The organism is Microcoleus sp. CAWBG27 (assembly GCF_020883145.1).
GTDB lineage: Bacteria > Cyanobacteriota > Cyanobacteriia > Cyanobacteriales > Microcoleaceae > Microcoleus.
In genome coordinates this window covers 13,310-28,397 of the sequence record NZ_JAHREU010000025.1, presented here as the reverse complement: position 1 = coordinate 28,397, position 15,088 = coordinate 13,310, and the positions used below count along the sequence as shown (strand labels likewise).

Sequence of the window (15,088 nt, the reverse complement as noted above, 5' to 3'; positions counted from 1 at the left end):
GTCACGCCATCTCCCTTTCAAAGTATTCAAAAATCCGCTGATTCACGTTTTGAAATAGCTTCCGTTTTGAATCCATCTTCCTTTTAGCTTTCAGAAAGTCAAGGAAACTAGCATGATAGATGCTGTAGCAGATTTCTCCATCTACATTCTGCTGTTTCCAATACTCAACCCACTTATCTTCTAAGACCTGTGCCACATCGCATTCATCGACCTCGGCAATTCCAGCTATCATCTCGCAGGGAATCGGCGTGCCAATCTCTAGTAAAATATACAAGACAATCTCCAGCAATTCCCCTGGCTTAGCTTCCATCCCCATTCTCACCCAATGGTTTTGATAATATTCTTGCAGCCCGTCTGGTAATTGCTTTAAACTCAAATCGTTGTAATCGCCCTTAGCAATTGCTGGCAAAACATACCGCAAATACATAAAATTGTTTTCGCTTTTGCTGGCTAATTGCTCGACAAAAGTTGTATCGGGAATGCTGCGGGTTTGAATCCAGTTTTTCAGTCCATCTTTATAATCAGGATCGTTATTTAGAACAAATTGAATATATCCTTTGATATCATGCTGATTATCATTAATATACTTTTCGTCTCTTAAGTCTAACTCTTGTACCAGAACTCCCGGAGATACGGACAGCCGCTTTTTACCGAGATTATATGGTCGCCTCGTCAGCAAGAAATATACGTTATTTGGCAGAGTTGTCGGTAAATGTAAAAGATTTTCTCCCGCTTCTTGTTCGACTTCATCCAGTGCATCAATGGCAATTACCAAACGTTCACCAGCATTTAGTTTATCCGCCACATTTGCCAGTAAAGTTGGCAAATCGGCATCTGCTGAATTTGGCAATTGATAGCGGTCAATTAATTGCCGGCGAATGCTCTTCAAAAACAATTCTGGTCTGTTGCGGCGTTCGACGAGAATATTGAAATAGCAGGGAGATTTATGTTCGGAGACGTATTTGGCTGCGATCGCACTTTTGCCCATTCCCGCATCCCCGATAATTGTAAAATAACCGCAAGGGTTTGTGGTGATAAATTGCTGAAAAGCCTCAAAAACAAATTGGCGACCGCAAAAGGTTTTAATTTTTTCTGCTATAAGTGATTCAAACTCTGGTGGCAGTGAATTTTGGGGAGACCAATCTTTGGGATCGACAATATCTGTTGGTTCTATTCCTAAAACTTTAGCTATGTTCGTAACTGACCATCTTTCTACGCCATTAAGACATTTTCTTGTACCGAGTAATCGCTGAATTGTGTCAGTGGAAACTTTAGCTTTTGTTGCTAGTTCTTCGATACTCAATTTAGCTTGCTTATATGATTCTTTGAGCCTAATTTTTCCAGTTGCACTCGATTGAACTGTATTTTCGCGCATAGTAGGTTTTAGGTATGCTTGTTAGTTAGTTTGATAATCAGACGAGCCGACAGTCCGATAATTCGATAGCCCGACAGTCCGCCAGGGGTTAAAACCCCCGTCTCATAGCGAAAGTCGTCTTCAGACGACTAAAGATTTATTGATATTTCAGTCGGTTTCAACCGACTTTTGCTATTAGCCAGGGAATTAATTCCCTGGCGGACTTCGGGAAAATCCGACAGTCCAAACTTACGCACTCCGATCGAACAAACCGGGTTTTTCCCCGAATATACGGGTGATAACGAAATTTTTTCCTAAAAACCCGGTTTCTGATTCCCATGCGTAAATCCTAATTTAATTACTTCTTTCTGACTAGGGCAGATAGGTTTGAATCTCCTGCCCTATCTGCCCTAAATTTTAGGGCAGAACACAAATTAAAACTAACCTTATCTGCCCTTGAGCCTCCCTTTTTCCTTAAGTAGGATATCTGTAACAAGAGCAACCTACTTGGAGAGGAAACAGCTATGAATTTTAACTTATTCGGCAACTCGCACCCTGATGAAGATTATAGCGAACTTAAAAGAGAAATGATTCGAGAATCGCTGCGGCAAGTTCGCCAAAGCTACAATCTTGCCCTTGCAGTCACCGCCGCCTCGGCTATGATTACTTTCGGAGGTGTAGGACTGCTGTATTGCAATAAAATCTCGGAAGCTGCCGTTACTGCTTCCGGCGGATTGTTGGCAAGTTTGGGCAGCATTCAGTTTGCTAAGCAAAAGCAGGAAGAATTGCGGGAGATGATGGACGATTTAGATAAGGACTAAAGCATTCGTGTCAACCAAATTAGGTACGTTGTTGCGCTTCAGCGCTCTTTATAATATTACGCAAGAGCGCTGAAGCGCAACTACATACCTAACTAATTGGTGTGACGACAGCAATGACCGATTATTAACGATCGCACAAATCGACTTCTGCACAAACCAAATCAGCGATTTTCCGCGCCGCCCCAGACTCGCCGCGCACACTGCGGAGCCGATCGCCCATTTGTGCTAATTTTTCAGGATGGCTCAAATAGTCGATCGCCAGATCCGCCACAACATCCGCTTCCAGCCGCCCGATTAACTCGGGTACAATCTCCTCCCGCGCCCAGATATTCGGCCAAGCATAAAGCTTTCCCTTCCCCAATTGCAAGATTAGCCAATTAATCGCCGTCGCAAAAACAGAACCGACTAACGGCAAATTTGCCAACAATCCCGGCAAACCATCCCAAGCTTTCATCGCATCCAACTGCTGCGTCGGAATCAACACAATCATCGGTACAGCTAACGAACCCAATTCCGCAGTATTCGCCCCCACAGTAGTCAAACACAGGCTGCATTGTGATAGCAAATCGTAGGCAGGAGTTTGCGTCCAAAGTTCTATTTTCAAGCCAGTTGCTGTCTGCAAAAACGGCGATTCTGTTAAATGAAGTTCGGCGCTAGCGTTGGCAAATAAATGCAAGCAGGGATTTTGTTCAGCGTCCGCAAAACGTGCTAGAGTTTGCACATCTAAGCTCGGAGCAACCGGAATTACAAAGCGCGTTTCAGGGCGGACTCGATGGATCGATTGCGCGATCGCCAAACACAACGGTACACCTAAAGCTAATTTTGCCGCCTTAGAACCCGGTAACAATCCAATTAACTCTATTTCCCGTCGGGGTTGTACGCCGTCTTTTGTCTCCAATTTGCGATCGCCTACTTCCGCGATCAAATCTCCCACAACTGCAAATTTATCAGCATATTTTTGCGGAACTTTAGCCAAAACTTCCGGTTTCATCGCTGCAAACCTATCAATCCAGCGATACCACCGCGCGTCCCATTCCGCATAAATAACCGTGCGATATTTTAGCCTTTTGCCAATAACAACCGTAAAAAATTGGTCGCCGCCTAAAAACAAAACAACTCCCGTTTTGTACCAATCCCAATTTTCGGCAGTTTTGCCCGATAATAAAAATCGAAAAAAATGCTCCGGTGCTTGCACTCTGTCCACTTCTGGATAGCTCAATGCGATTTCTGCTTCTTTCCCCGTGGCGTGCGGACAGGGGGACAGCACCACCGAGATGCGCGCTTCTGTGCCTTTGTTTGCCAATTGCTGGCGCAATGCTTGCACGGCGGGACGCACCCAAGTTGCTAATTCTCCGGGCCCGTTGGAGAGGATTAAAATATCGACTGTCATAGCACTTAAGATTTAAAAGGATACAAGGGAGAATTCTATGACAGATTTAATGGATGCCGTCAAGACGGGTGATGTGGCGGCTGTAGAATGTGCGATCGAACAACGTGCAGATATCAACGCCAAAGATGAGGAAGGCGGGACGGCTTTGACGGCTGCGGCTGAGGCTGGCAATGCTGATATTGTCAAAAAACTGCTCGCAGCAGGTGCGGATGCTAAGAGTCAGGATAATGACGGTTGGACGCCGTTAATGAGTGCTGCTGCTGCCGGAGATACCGAGATTGTACAGCTTTTGCTGGATGCGGGGGCGGATGTGAATGCTAAAACTATTGATGGTTTGACGGCTTTGATGAGTGCGGCGGGTAGCGGGCGCGCTGATGTTGTGCAGGTTTTGCTCGATCGAGGTTCCGATCTCAAAGCCAAGGATAATAATACTTGGACTGCGTTCATTTGGGCATCCTCGGAAAATCACCAAGATGTCGTTGAGGTTTTGAAGCTGGCGCGCGATCGCAATTAGAACTATTGTCGTCAGATTAGGTACGTAGTTGCGCTTAAGCGCTCTTTATAAGATTAGGAAAGAGCGCAAAGATCGCAACTACGTACCTTGGCTTTTGGTAATTTTATATTTCCTATCCTGACAATAAAACCACCATACTCCTCTTAGTAAGCAGAAGCGGCAAATTTATTCTTGTTTCCTCCCTTAATAAGGAGGGATTAAGGGGGTTGAACTTGACTTTTGCAAAATATCTATTAAAAACTTAGAAGCCGGGTTTATCAACAAATAAACCAGGTTTCTGGAGGGTACAATTAATTATCGCACTCCCCAGCAGCGATCGGGCAAATCCCAAATAACTTCGAGATTTCTACCCAATTAACAATGTAAAAACGTTAGATGATGGTAATGCTGGTAATACATTCAAACTGAGATCTCCGCCACCTTCAATAACCGCGAGCATATCAAGCGGAGCAGTTCCGGGAACAGCGAAGGGTGAAGCTTTCCTTTGGATAGCTAAATCTCGATTGTTGTTGATTGGTGATATCAAGTATTGATCTGCAAAAGATGACGACAAATTAGTTACTAGCTGAATGCTATCCTGACCTTTAGTAAAGTTCCGAATTGTAGCAAAGCCCGGCCCGATGTAGAGCGGTTGCGTGACTGAAGACAACCGCGGAAAGCTCAAGTAAGCATTACTCAGCATAAATGTATCGCTGCCGCTACCGCCAATGAGAGTATCGAATTCATCGCTTCCCGTACTTTCAGCCCCTACATTGTTGACTCTGCCGTTGCTCGGATACAAGGCTACTTCAACTCCAATTAATTCAACTTTCCCCACCCCAAAACTGGTGATGATGTCATTCCCAGAAGTTCCGACAAAAGTTGCAGACCGACTCGGCTCATCTTTTCCGAAATTGAAGTAATGTTCCCGACCACTTTTCAAGGTTCCCGATTGGACGACAGGTAAAACGTCGAGGTTGTTTTGCAAGTATCCTACTTCTAAAAATGAAGTGGCAATCGATTGACCGTATTTGACTTGGGCAAACCCTTGTTGAACAGTGGGCTGAGTTTGAAAATATCCCGTTTCTAAAAATGAAGTTCCAGATGCACTATCTTTGATACCGAATTTAATGAAGTGCTGGTAGCCACTTTGAAAAGTTCCATTCTGAATAAACGGCTGCAAGTTTCGGTTATTTGCCAGATAAAATGCTTCATCATATTCAGGCGATACGCGCGATCGACCTTCTTCGTAACCAAATTTGATAAAGTGGTCTAGTCCGGTCGCAAAAGGTGCGTTTGGGTTGCTGGGAGTGCGGACTAAGGCAGCGATGTCTGGGTTGCCGGCAAGGTAAGTAGCCTCGTCAAAATACCGCGATACTTTGGTTAAGCCGGCGGCTTGACCGAATTTTTCAAAATGTTCTCTCCCAGATTTGATGGTTCCTGCGTCAATCGCTGGTTTCAGCCACGGATATTGGGCGAGGTAGTATTTTTCGTCAAAGATGTCGTAGTTTGCCATGTTTTTCTTAAATAATTTAATTTGAAATCGTCTAATTTAAACGATGCTGTTATTATAATATCTCCCTTTATTCTGCTGTCAGGTTAATTTATATTACATCGCATCTAATGGTTTTGATTGCCATAAAAAGTGCGATCGCCATTTTTGTACATCAGCGATCGCAGCAAACAAACGCAACACCTACTAATTAATCGCTTCTGGATTTCTAGCCGACAAAAGTGCCAATTTTATTTGGTATAAACAATGGCTTCAAACTGAGATTTCCACCGCCTTCAATTACAGCGATAGTATCACCATAACTAAGTTGGTCGCCTCCAATTGGTGTAAAGAATGGCAAGCCGTTTGTTTGGATTGCTAAATCTCGATTATTGTTGATGGGAAACACAATGTATTTATCGAATGATGTAGAGCCCAGCAGGAGCGTATCCTGACCTTGGGTAAAGTTTTGAATTTTAGCAAAACCTGGCCCCTGGTAGAACTGCCGGCTGACAGGCGTCGGTCTGCTACCCCCTATACCTGGGACGGTAACGGCCAACACGAAGTTATCGCGACCGCTACCGCCAATGAGAGTATCAAATTCATCGCTCCCGTAACTTTGAAACTGCCGATTGCCGTTAGCGTCTAAAACATATTGAATTCCAAATATGTTAACATTTTCCACCCCGAAACCCTGAACGGTATCATTTCCGGAAGTTCCGAAAAAATTCACATCGACAAAGGGAAGAGCCGGCTCAAATTGCCCGAATTTTCGGTAGTGTTCTGCGCCTGTTTTGAACACTCCCGCCTTGACTGCTGTTGCTACAGCGGGGCGTTCCAGCAAGTATTCTGATTCAGAAAATGTGTTCGCATAGAGACCTTCTTTGGCTCCGAATTTGATGAAGTGCTCTAAACCAGATTTAAAAGTTCCGTTTTGTACCAAGGGCACAAGTACGGGGTATCGTTTTAAATAAAATGCTTCGTCATAGTCAGGCGATACTCGCGTGCGGCCTTGTTCGTAACCAAACTGGATAAAGTGGTCTAAACCAGAAGCAAAAGGCGCGTTTGGATTGCTTGAGTTGCGGATTGAGGGAACAAGATCTTGATTTTGAGCTAGATAGGTTTGTTCGTCAAAGTAACGCGATACTGCGATGAGGCCACCAGCTTGACCAAATTTTTCAAAGTGTTCTCTTCCAGATTTGATGATTCCTGCATCAATAGCTGGTTTCAACCACGGATATTGCGACAGGTAGTATTGTTCGTCAAAAATGTCATAGTTACTCATGTTTTCTCCCTGCTGAAACTTTAACAAGCTTTTTATCCACTTTATCAACAATCGGGAACTGACACAATACTCGATCGGGTGATTGTAATAACAGTCAAATATAACTGAATATCTATGATTTCTAGCCAAGTAAAGTGATACCGACTGGAGGATTAAACGGATTTATCATTGGAATAGATTGCAAAGTTAGATTCGAGCCGCCCTGAATCCTGGCAAGTGTATCTCCAGATTTTTGAATTAACAAGTCTGCCCCTGATGGAGTTATGGTAAGTTGATCCAAGCTTTCCACCAACTGAAGAACATCTTTGCCTTTTTCAAAGTTGACAATCCTAGCCTCACCAGTACCCTCATAGAAACTGACCCGGCTAATAAAACTAAGTCGGTTGTTGGGAGCGGCATCTCCGAGGACGAAGTAATCAGTACCCGCAGTACCAATTAATGTATCGAATTCATTAGTGGTCATAAAAGGTACTCTCAGTACCTCATCTAACTTCAAAGAATCATACTTATTCTTATTGATGCCCATAGTTGGATTTGGGCCGGCGAAAGCTACTTGCAGCCCAGTGATTTGATTTTTCCCCGCTGTAAATCCCGTGACGATATCATTACCATTTGTTCCAGTAAAAAATCCGAGTCGATTTGACTCAAATTGCCCAAATTTTAGATAATGTTCTCGACCAGTTTTCAATGTTCCAGTCGCGACAACTGCGGCCACATCTGGGTTATCTGATAAGTAACGTGGTTCTAAGAAACTTGTCCCGTACCTACCTTCTTTGTTTCCGAATTTGATGAAGTGCTCAAAGCCGGATTTCAAAGTTCCGTTTTGGACAAAGGGAATTATATCGGAGTGGCGCTTTAAATAAAAAACTTCGTCGTACTCAGGTGATACTCGCGTGCGGCCTTCTTCGTAACCAAACTGAATGAAGTGGTCTAATCCGGTCGCAAAAGGCCGATTTGGGTTGTTGGCGGTGCGAACAAAGGGTGCAATATCTTGATTTTGAGCTAAATAGGTATCTTCGTCAAAGTACCGCGATATTTTGGTAAGGCCACCGGCTTGACCGAATTTTTCAAAGTGTTCTCTGCCAGATTTGATGATTCCCGCATCAATGGCTGGTTTCAGCCACGGATATTGCGATAAGTAGTATTTTTCGTCAAAAATATCGTAATTCATCGTTGCTCCTTTAAGGATCTCAAGTACGTTAGCGAAGCCCTCGAAGAGGATCGTACTTTTTTATGGCACATTAGCCCACAACCAATAAATAAGTCATCAATCATCAGTATCAACTAATGACCAATGACTGCTGTTCGCGAGCTCTTAAGCTCGCACTCTTGACTAATGACTAACCGATCGCAAAAGTACCGTTACCATTAGATTGTTGGAATCCCAAATTCAAACCTGCTCCTCCTTCAATCACGCCCAGCACATCTCCAAAACGCTGGATTGACAAATTGCCGCCAACAGGAGTCAGGCTGTAACCGTCGTTTAAAGAATTTCCTTGCAGTTGAATCAAATCGTCTACTGCGTTGAAGTTCCTAATAGTAGCTTGACCGTTACCCAAATACAGCGGTACCGCGGAGGGATTCCCGGCTGATGCAGGAACTCCGAGGACGAATGTATCAACTCCCGGGCTGCCAATTAGGACATCGAATTCATTAGTTCCAAAGCTTTCATACTGGCGATTACCGTTGGGAGCGATACCTACTTCTACTCCCACAAGTTCGGTATTCCCCACGCCAATCCCAGTGAGAACATCGTTGCTGCGGCTGCCTACAAAAGTTGCATCGCGGCTTGGCTCGTTTTTCCCGAAATTAAAGTAGTGTTCCCGACCAGTTTTCAAGTTTCCAGAGTTGACAAACGGCACAATGTCGGGGTTTTTCTTTAAGTATTCCGGTTCAAAAAATGAAGTCCCAAACCGACCTTCTTTGGCACCGAATTGAATGAAATGCTGGTATCCTGATTTGAAAGGTGCATTAGCCCCGATAAACGATCGCAATTCTGGGTTATTTGCTAAATAAAAATCTTCGTTGTATTCAGGCGATACTTTAGCGCGGCGCTGTCCTTCATCGTAACCGAACTGAATAAAGTGATCGAGTCCTGTTGCAAAAGGTGCGTTTGGGTTGACAGTTTTGACAAAGGGTGCGAGATCTGGGTTGCCTGCAAGGTAAGTAGCTTCGTCAAAATAACGCGATACTTTAGTTAGGCCAGCAGCTCTACCAAATTTTTCAAAGTGTTCTCTGCCGGATGCGATTACTCCGGCATCAATCGCCGGTTTGACCCAAGGATATTGGGCGAGGTAGTATTTTTCGTCGAAAATTGCGTAGTTAGCCATATTGTCCCCCTAGGGTTTTGATGAGCTTGACAATCAACAGCAATTAATTTCACCTGAGTTCGATCGCCGATCGCGAACTTATACAATACAGAGTTTCTGCAACCGTTTTAAGTTCCCGGCAAAATATGAAGTTTTCTAATAGCGCACTCATCCGAAAGAACGGTGATAAATTCGGAACTTATGACTTTATGGGATTAATTAATTGCTCGATCGCCTGTTGGATTACTTCTACAAACTTAGGAACTTTTCTCAGGAGCGTTTTTCTCAAAGATTTGTTGATTTTTTGTTTCTTAATTCCTATTTTAGCCATAAAACATATTAAGAGACTAATGTCAAGTAAATATTTGTAAAGATAATTTGGAGCAGTTGCTCAACGAATTTGTAAAATAATGTAACTAAAAATTGCAATAAATTTGTCGAATTGTGTCATATGTAGGCTCAAATCAGCTAATGGCAAGCGTTTTCTGGTAAAAATGCTTAGGGGACAAAAAAATTCCCGATTGCCGAAAACAGCATCTTATAAGGAGCCTAACCGGATGTTCACTCACGTCAAGCCCACCATTCGCCACGTCGTGCCGGAAAACTTGCAGGGGCGATCGCTCATGAAGGTGGTCTATGTCGTACTAGAACCGCAGTATCAAAGCGCCCTCTCCGCAGCGGTTCGAGCGATAAATAACAAAAATCCGAATCTGGCAATAGAAATCAGCGGCTATCTGATCGAAGAACTTCGCAGCCCGGAAAATTACGAGGCCTTTAAGCGGGATGTAGCTGATGCCAATGTATTTATTGCTTCTCTAATTTTTATCGAAGATTTGGCCGAAAAAGTGGTAGCGGCTGTGGAACCGCTGCGCGACAGCTTGGATGTCGCGGTAGTTTTCCCGTCGATGCCGGGGGTGATGCGACTCAATAAAATGGGCAGTTTCTCGATGGCGCAGTTGGGACAAAGCAAAAGCGCGATCGGCGAATTCATGAAAAAACGGAAGGAAAAGTCCGGGAGTTCCTTCCAAGACGGAATGCTGAAACTGCTGCAAACTTTGCCGAAAGTCCTGAAATATTTGCCGATCGACAAAGCTCAAGATGCCCGCAACTTCATGCTAAGTTTCCAGTATTGGCTGGGCGGTTCCCAAGAAAACTTGGAAAACTTCTTGCTGATGCTGTCACATAAATATGTATTCAAAGGCCAGGAACAGTTAAGTTTTCAAGAGCCAGTTGTTTACCCGGATATGGGGATTTGGCATCCTTTAGCACCAGGAATGTTTGAGGATGTCAAAGGATATCTCGCCTGGTATAATGCCCGCAAAGATATTTCCGCAGACCTCAAAGATCCCCTCGCACTTTGCATCGGTTTAGTGTTGCAGCGCACTCACTTAGTTACTGGAGATGACGCGCACTACGTAGCAATTGTGCAGGAATTGGAGGCAATGGGGGCGCGGGTGTTACCGATTTTTGCAGGCGGTTTGGACTTCTCGAAACCGGTTGAAAGCTTTTTCTTGGAAGTTGGGCCCAAAGGTGTGGCACCGCTGCCGATCGTAGATGCGGTGGTTTCTCTGACTGGTTTTGCGTTGGTGGGCGGCCCGGCGAAACAGGATCACCCAAAGGCGATCGAGACTTTGAAAAAGCTCAACTGCCCTTATATGGTGGCTTTGCCGCTGGTTTTCCAAACGACGGAAGAGTGGGAAAATAGCGATTTGGGCTTGCATCCGATTCAGGTTGCTTTGCAAGTTGCGATTCCTGAGTTGGATGGTGCGATCGAACCGATTATCTTGTCGGGTAGAGATGGCGCAACTGGAAAGGCGATCGCGCTGCAAGATAGAATCGAGGCGATCGCCCAGCGTTCCATGAAGTGGGCAATGCTGCGGCGCAAACCGAAATTAGACAAGAAAGTTGCGATCACAGTCTTCAGTTTTCCACCCGACAAAGGCAACGTCGGCACAGCCGCTTACCTCGACGTTTTCGGCTCAATTTACGAAGTATTGAAAGCCCTAAAAGGTAACGGTTACGACTTGCCAGAACTGCCGGATTCCGCCGAAAAGCTGATGCAAGAAGTCATCCACGACGCAACAGCGCAATACCAAAGTCCGGAATTGAATATTGCTTACCGGATGTCCGTAGCTGAATACGAAGAATTCACTCCTTATTCGGAACGTTTGCAAGAAAACTGGGGCCCGCCTCCGGGACATTTGAACAGCGACGGACAAAACTTGCTGATTTTCGGGAAACATTTCGGCAACGTATTTATCGGAGTGCAACCTACCTTTGGATATGAAGGCGATCCGATGCGGTTGTTATTCTCTCGTTCTGCTAGTCCCCACCACGGTTTTGCTGCTTACTACACTTATTTAGAGCGCATTTGGGGTGCGGATGCGGTGCTGCACTTTGGCACTCACGGTTCCCTAGAATTCATGCCTGGTAAGCAGATGGGAATGTCTATCGATTGTTATCCCGACAGTTTGATCGGCAAAATTCCTAACCTTTATTATTACGCCGCCAACAATCCCAGCGAAGCAACAATTGCTAAGCGTCGCAGTTATGCTGAAACCATCAGCTATCTGACTCCTCCGGCTGAAAATGCTGGTTTGTATAAAGGTTTGCAGGAACTCAGCGAGTTGATTGCTTCCTATCAAACTTTGAAGGATACGGGCCGGGGTGTGCCGATCGTGGATGCGATCGTCGAAAAATGCCGTTTGGTCAATTTAGACAAGGATATCGCCCTACCTCCCGAACAGGAAAGAGGGGTTGCTGCGGGCATGACTGCGGAGGAAAGAGACAATTTAGTTGGCTTGGTTTACCGCAAGTTGATGGAGATTGAATCGCGGTTGTTACCTTGCGGTTTGCACGTGATCGGGAAGCCGCCGACTGCGGAAGAGGCGATCGCAACTTTGGTTAACATTGCCAATTTAGACCGGGAAGAAGACAACCTGATCAGCTTACCGCGAATTATCGCTAACAGTCTGGGACGCGATATCGAGGAAATTTACACCAATAGCGATCGAGGCATTTTAACTGATGTCGAATTGCTGCAAAATATCACCTTAGCCTGTCGCGATGCTGTCAGCGCTTTGGTGAAGGAACAAACCGATGCGGAGGGCAGAGTTTCCCTAGTTTCCAAGTTAAATTTCTTCAACATGGGCAAGAAAACACCTTGGATTGATTCCTTGCACGCCGCCGGTTACAAAAAAGTCGATCCAGAACCGATTAAACCGCTGTTTGAGTATCTAGAATTCTGCTTGCAGCAAGTTTGTGCCGACAACGAATTAGGCGCACTGTTGCGCGCGCTAGAAGGCGAGTTTATTGTGCCTGGGCCCGGTGGCGATCCGATTCGCAACCCGGATGTTTTGCCGACTGGCAAGAATATGCACGCTTTGGATCCGCAGTCAATCCCGACGACGGGTGCGGTGAAGTCTGCTAAGGTTGTTGTCGATCGGCTATTAGAAAGACAGCGCCTCGATAACGGCGGAAATTACCCAGAAACCATCGCCGTTGTGCTGTGGGGAACCGACAACATCAAGACTTACGGCGAATCCCTCGCCCAAGTAATGTGGATGGTAGGAGTCAAGCCCGTACCCGACGCTTTGGGCCGAGTCAACAAACTCGAATTGCTGTCCTTAGAAGAGTTGGGACGCCCTCGAATCGACGTAGTAATTAACTGTTCCGGCGTCTTCCGCGACTTGTTCATCAACCAAATGAACCTGTTAGATAAAGCCGTGAAAATGGCAGCCGAAGCCGACGAACCTTTAGAAATGAACTTCGTCCGCAAACACGCCTTGAAGCAAGCCGAAGAAATGGGCATCAACCTGCGCCAAGCAGCAACCCGCGTATTTTCCAACGCTTCCGGTTCCTACTCATCTAACGTCAACTTGGCGATCGAAAACAGCACCTGGGAAAGCGAAGCCGAGTTACAGGAAATGTACTTAACCCGCAAATCCTTCGCCTTTTCTTCCGACAACCCAGGAACAATGGAACAAGACAGGCAGATTTTTGAATCATCCTTAAAAACTGCTGAAGTCACCTTCCAAAACTTAGATTCTGCGGAGATTTCGCTAACCGACGTATCCCACTATTTCGACTCCGATCCGACCAAATTGATCGGCAGTTTGCGCGCAGATGGCAAGAAACCAACATCCTTCGTTGCTGATACCACCACAGCCAACGCCCAGGTACGGACGCTATCAGAAACCGTGCGTTTAGATTCGCGGACTAAGCTGCTGAATCCGAAGTGGTACGAAGGGATGTTATCGCACGGTTATGAAGGCGTGCGGGAGATTTCTAAGCGTCTGGTGAACACGACTGGATGGAGTGCGACTGCGGGCGCTGTGGATAATTGGGTGTATGAGGATGTGAACGGTACGTTTATCCAAGATGAGGAGATGCAGAAGCGTTTGCTTAACTTAAATCCTCATTCTTTCCGCAAGATTGTGAGCACTTTGCTTGAGGTGAACGGCCGGGGTTATTGGGAGACTTCGGAGAGTAATTTGGACAGGTTGCGTGAGTTGTATCAGGAGGTGGAAGACCGGATTGAGGGGGTAGAGTAAGGTTCCTGAATTAGTGCAGGCGTAAGTTGTGCGCTATGACCAAAGAAACCGGGTTTTTTACCGAGTCTGCGGGTTAGTACCAAGTATTTTCGTAAAAAACCCGGTTTCTGAACCTCGATGCGTAAGTTCAATTATAATAGTGTAGGGGTAATTGATACCCTTGCACTATTTTATGAGAGTATTAACGCCCAGACAATAATGAAAATAATTAATGACTCAAATAAACAAACTTCTAGCTAAGCTGATGCTTGGTGCATCCGATGCTAATTTTTCCTTTAGCGATTTATGTCAAATACTCCAGATATTAGGATTTGAGGTAAGAATTAAGGGAAGTCACCATATTTTTACGAAGGAGGGAGTCGCAGAAATTCTCAACCTCCAACCGCAGAAAGCAGATCAATCAAAAGCTAAAGCTTATCAAGTAAAGCAAGTTCGTGCAGTAATTTTGAAATATAAATTGGTTAACCAAGATGATCATGAAGTATGAAGTAATCATTTACTGGAGTGACGAAGACCAGGCATTTATTGCCGAAGTACCTGAATTACCAGGATGTGCTGCTGATGGGGAAACTTATCAGGAAGCCGTGCAAAATGTAGAGATTATTATGCAGCAGTGGATTGAGACTGCTCAGGAAATAGGGAGATCTGTCCCTCAACCTAAAGGTAGATTACGGATTAAAGATATGAGTTTAGTGGAACTTTTGAATCCCCAAAAGAATGAACATATTCTTGATCTGGGCTGTGGAGAGGGGGAATTAACGAAAGAGATTGCTGATAAAAGAGTTGCTAGAGTAGTTGGTATTGATATCTGTGATTCTCGTAAAGATTCTTGTAATAATTTCCAATTTGAAATAAGAAACGCCACCGATTTAGGTTTTAATGAAGAATTCGATGCTGTGTTCTCACATCATGTAATTCATCTTATAAAACCTCCAGAACAAGTGATATCTTCTGTTTGGAATGCACTTAAACCTGGCGGACGGTTTGTTGCAGAATTTTATGGACACGGTACTGCTAAAGAAATTATATTAGCTCTTCAAGAAGTTATGAGTCCTCAAAATTCTTCTTTTGATATTAATAAGGATTTTCCTTGGTACTTACCGACTCAAGAAGAATATTGCAATTTGCTGACAAGTCAAGGATTTACAGTAATTGTTAATAGGATTTTTCCAAAAAAGTTATACGTAGTAGATATCCGTAGCTGGACAGGAAATCTGGTACTGAACATTAAACGCTTTCGTGATATGGATGATGAGAACCGGCAAAAAATTTTTAAAGCGGTTGAAAATCAAGTTCGTTCTCAACTATTTGATGGTAGCAGATGGTTTGTGAACCACCAACATATCAGAATAGTTGCTATAAAATCTTCTCAGTTATCCAATAACAACTAA

At 44.7% G+C, this 15,088-nt stretch carries 11 protein-coding genes; 5 read left to right on the top strand and 6 right to left on the bottom strand.

Translation table 11 applies throughout. The features are described 5' to 3' along the window. Window position 1: 1 nt before the first annotated feature. Window positions 2-1,375, bottom strand: a complete 1,374-nt coding sequence (locus tag QZ938_RS15770) for an AAA family ATPase (protein ID WP_293352298.1) — start codon at window positions 1,373-1,375, stop codon at window positions 2-4. A 503-nt stretch (window positions 1,376-1,878) separates the two neighbouring features. On the opposite strand from QZ938_RS15770, the gene QZ938_RS15765 reads away from it, so the two are divergent. After that, window positions 1,879-2,175, top strand: a complete 297-nt coding sequence (locus tag QZ938_RS15765; RefSeq protein ID WP_293338590.1) for a hypothetical protein — start codon at window positions 1,879-1,881, stop codon at window positions 2,173-2,175. 124 nt (window positions 2,176-2,299) lie between these two features. Here QZ938_RS15765 and QZ938_RS15760 read toward each other — a convergent pair whose 3' ends face one another. Continuing rightward, window positions 2,300-3,565, bottom strand: a complete 1,266-nt coding sequence (locus QZ938_RS15760) for a lipid-A-disaccharide synthase (RefSeq protein WP_293352296.1) — start codon at window positions 3,563-3,565, stop codon at window positions 2,300-2,302. 37 nt (window positions 3,566-3,602) lie between these two features. On the opposite strand from QZ938_RS15760, the gene QZ938_RS15755 reads away from it, so the two are divergent. Next, entirely contained in the window at window positions 3,603-4,079 is a 477-nt protein-coding gene (locus tag QZ938_RS15755) for an ankyrin repeat domain-containing protein (RefSeq protein WP_293146062.1), read from the top strand. 346 nt (window positions 4,080-4,425) lie between these two features. On the opposite strand, the gene QZ938_RS15750 is transcribed toward QZ938_RS15755, so the two are convergent. The 4 genes from QZ938_RS15750 to QZ938_RS15735 form a co-directional block, all read right to left on the bottom strand. Then, window positions 4,426-5,574: a calcium-binding protein gene (locus QZ938_RS15750; protein WP_293352294.1), complete on the bottom strand. Its 1,149-nt coding sequence runs from the start codon at window positions 5,572-5,574 to the stop codon at window positions 4,426-4,428. Window positions 5,575-5,779: 205 nt separating this feature from the next. Beyond that, window positions 5,780-6,835 (bottom strand): calcium-binding protein, encoded by a 1,056-nt coding sequence (locus tag QZ938_RS15745; RefSeq protein ID WP_293146068.1) that lies wholly within the window; start codon window positions 6,833-6,835, stop codon window positions 5,780-5,782. A gap of 121 nt (window positions 6,836-6,956) precedes the next feature. Then, entirely contained in the window at window positions 6,957-8,006 is a 1,050-nt protein-coding gene (locus QZ938_RS15740) for a calcium-binding protein (RefSeq protein WP_293146071.1), read from the bottom strand. A gap of 169 nt (window positions 8,007-8,175) precedes the next feature. Then, complete coding sequence (locus QZ938_RS15735; protein ID WP_293146074.1) at window positions 8,176-9,165, bottom strand: calcium-binding protein; 990 nt, start codon at window positions 9,163-9,165, stop codon at window positions 8,176-8,178. 536 nt (window positions 9,166-9,701) lie between these two features. Here QZ938_RS15735 and QZ938_RS15730 point away from each other — a divergent pair. From QZ938_RS15730 to QZ938_RS15720, 3 genes are all read left to right on the top strand, one after another. Continuing rightward, entirely contained in the window at window positions 9,702-13,697 is a 3,996-nt protein-coding gene (locus tag QZ938_RS15730; RefSeq protein WP_293352292.1) for a magnesium chelatase subunit H, read from the top strand. Window positions 13,698-13,908: 211 nt separating this feature from the next. Further along, the gene (locus QZ938_RS15725) at window positions 13,909-14,184 is read left to right on the top strand and encodes a type II toxin-antitoxin system HicA family toxin (protein ID WP_293342217.1); all 276 of its coding nucleotides are present in this window, start codon (window positions 13,909-13,911) and stop codon (window positions 14,182-14,184) included. Beyond that, complete coding sequence (locus tag QZ938_RS15720) at window positions 14,174-15,088, top strand: methyltransferase domain-containing protein (RefSeq protein ID WP_293352290.1); 915 nt, start codon at window positions 14,174-14,176, stop codon at window positions 15,086-15,088. Before QZ938_RS15725 ends, QZ938_RS15720 begins: the two co-directional genes overlap by 11 nt.

Excerpts from the sequence above, each read along its gene's own strand:
- QZ938_RS15745 (WP_293146068.1), bottom strand. The coding sequence starts at position 6,835 with ATGAGTAACTATGACATTTTTGACGAACAATACTACCTGTCGCAATAT.
- QZ938_RS15740 (WP_293146071.1), bottom strand. The coding sequence starts at position 8,006 with ATGAATTACGATATTTTTGACGAAAAATACTACTTATCGCAATATCCG.
- QZ938_RS15735 (WP_293146074.1), bottom strand. The coding sequence starts at position 9,165 with ATGGCTAACTACGCAATTTTCGACGAAAAATACTACCTCGCCCAATAT.
- QZ938_RS15770 (WP_293352298.1), bottom strand. The coding sequence starts at position 1,375 with ATGCGCGAAAATACAGTTCAATCGAGTGCAACTGGAAAAATTAGGCTC.
- QZ938_RS15765 (WP_293338590.1), top strand. The coding sequence starts at position 1,879 with ATGAATTTTAACTTATTCGGCAACTCGCACCCTGATGAAGATTATAGC.
- QZ938_RS15755 (WP_293146062.1), top strand. The coding sequence starts at position 3,603 with ATGACAGATTTAATGGATGCCGTCAAGACGGGTGATGTGGCGGCTGTA.
- QZ938_RS15760 (WP_293352296.1), bottom strand. The coding sequence starts at position 3,565 with ATGACAGTCGATATTTTAATCCTCTCCAACGGGCCCGGAGAATTAGCA.
- QZ938_RS15750 (WP_293352294.1), bottom strand. The coding sequence starts at position 5,574 with ATGGCAAACTACGACATCTTTGACGAAAAATACTACCTCGCCCAATAT.
- QZ938_RS15725 (WP_293342217.1), top strand. The coding sequence starts at position 13,909 with ATGACTCAAATAAACAAACTTCTAGCTAAGCTGATGCTTGGTGCATCC.
- QZ938_RS15720 (WP_293352290.1), top strand. The coding sequence starts at position 14,174 with ATGAAGTATGAAGTAATCATTTACTGGAGTGACGAAGACCAGGCATTT.
- QZ938_RS15730 (WP_293352292.1), top strand. The coding sequence starts at position 9,702 with ATGTTCACTCACGTCAAGCCCACCATTCGCCACGTCGTGCCGGAAAAC.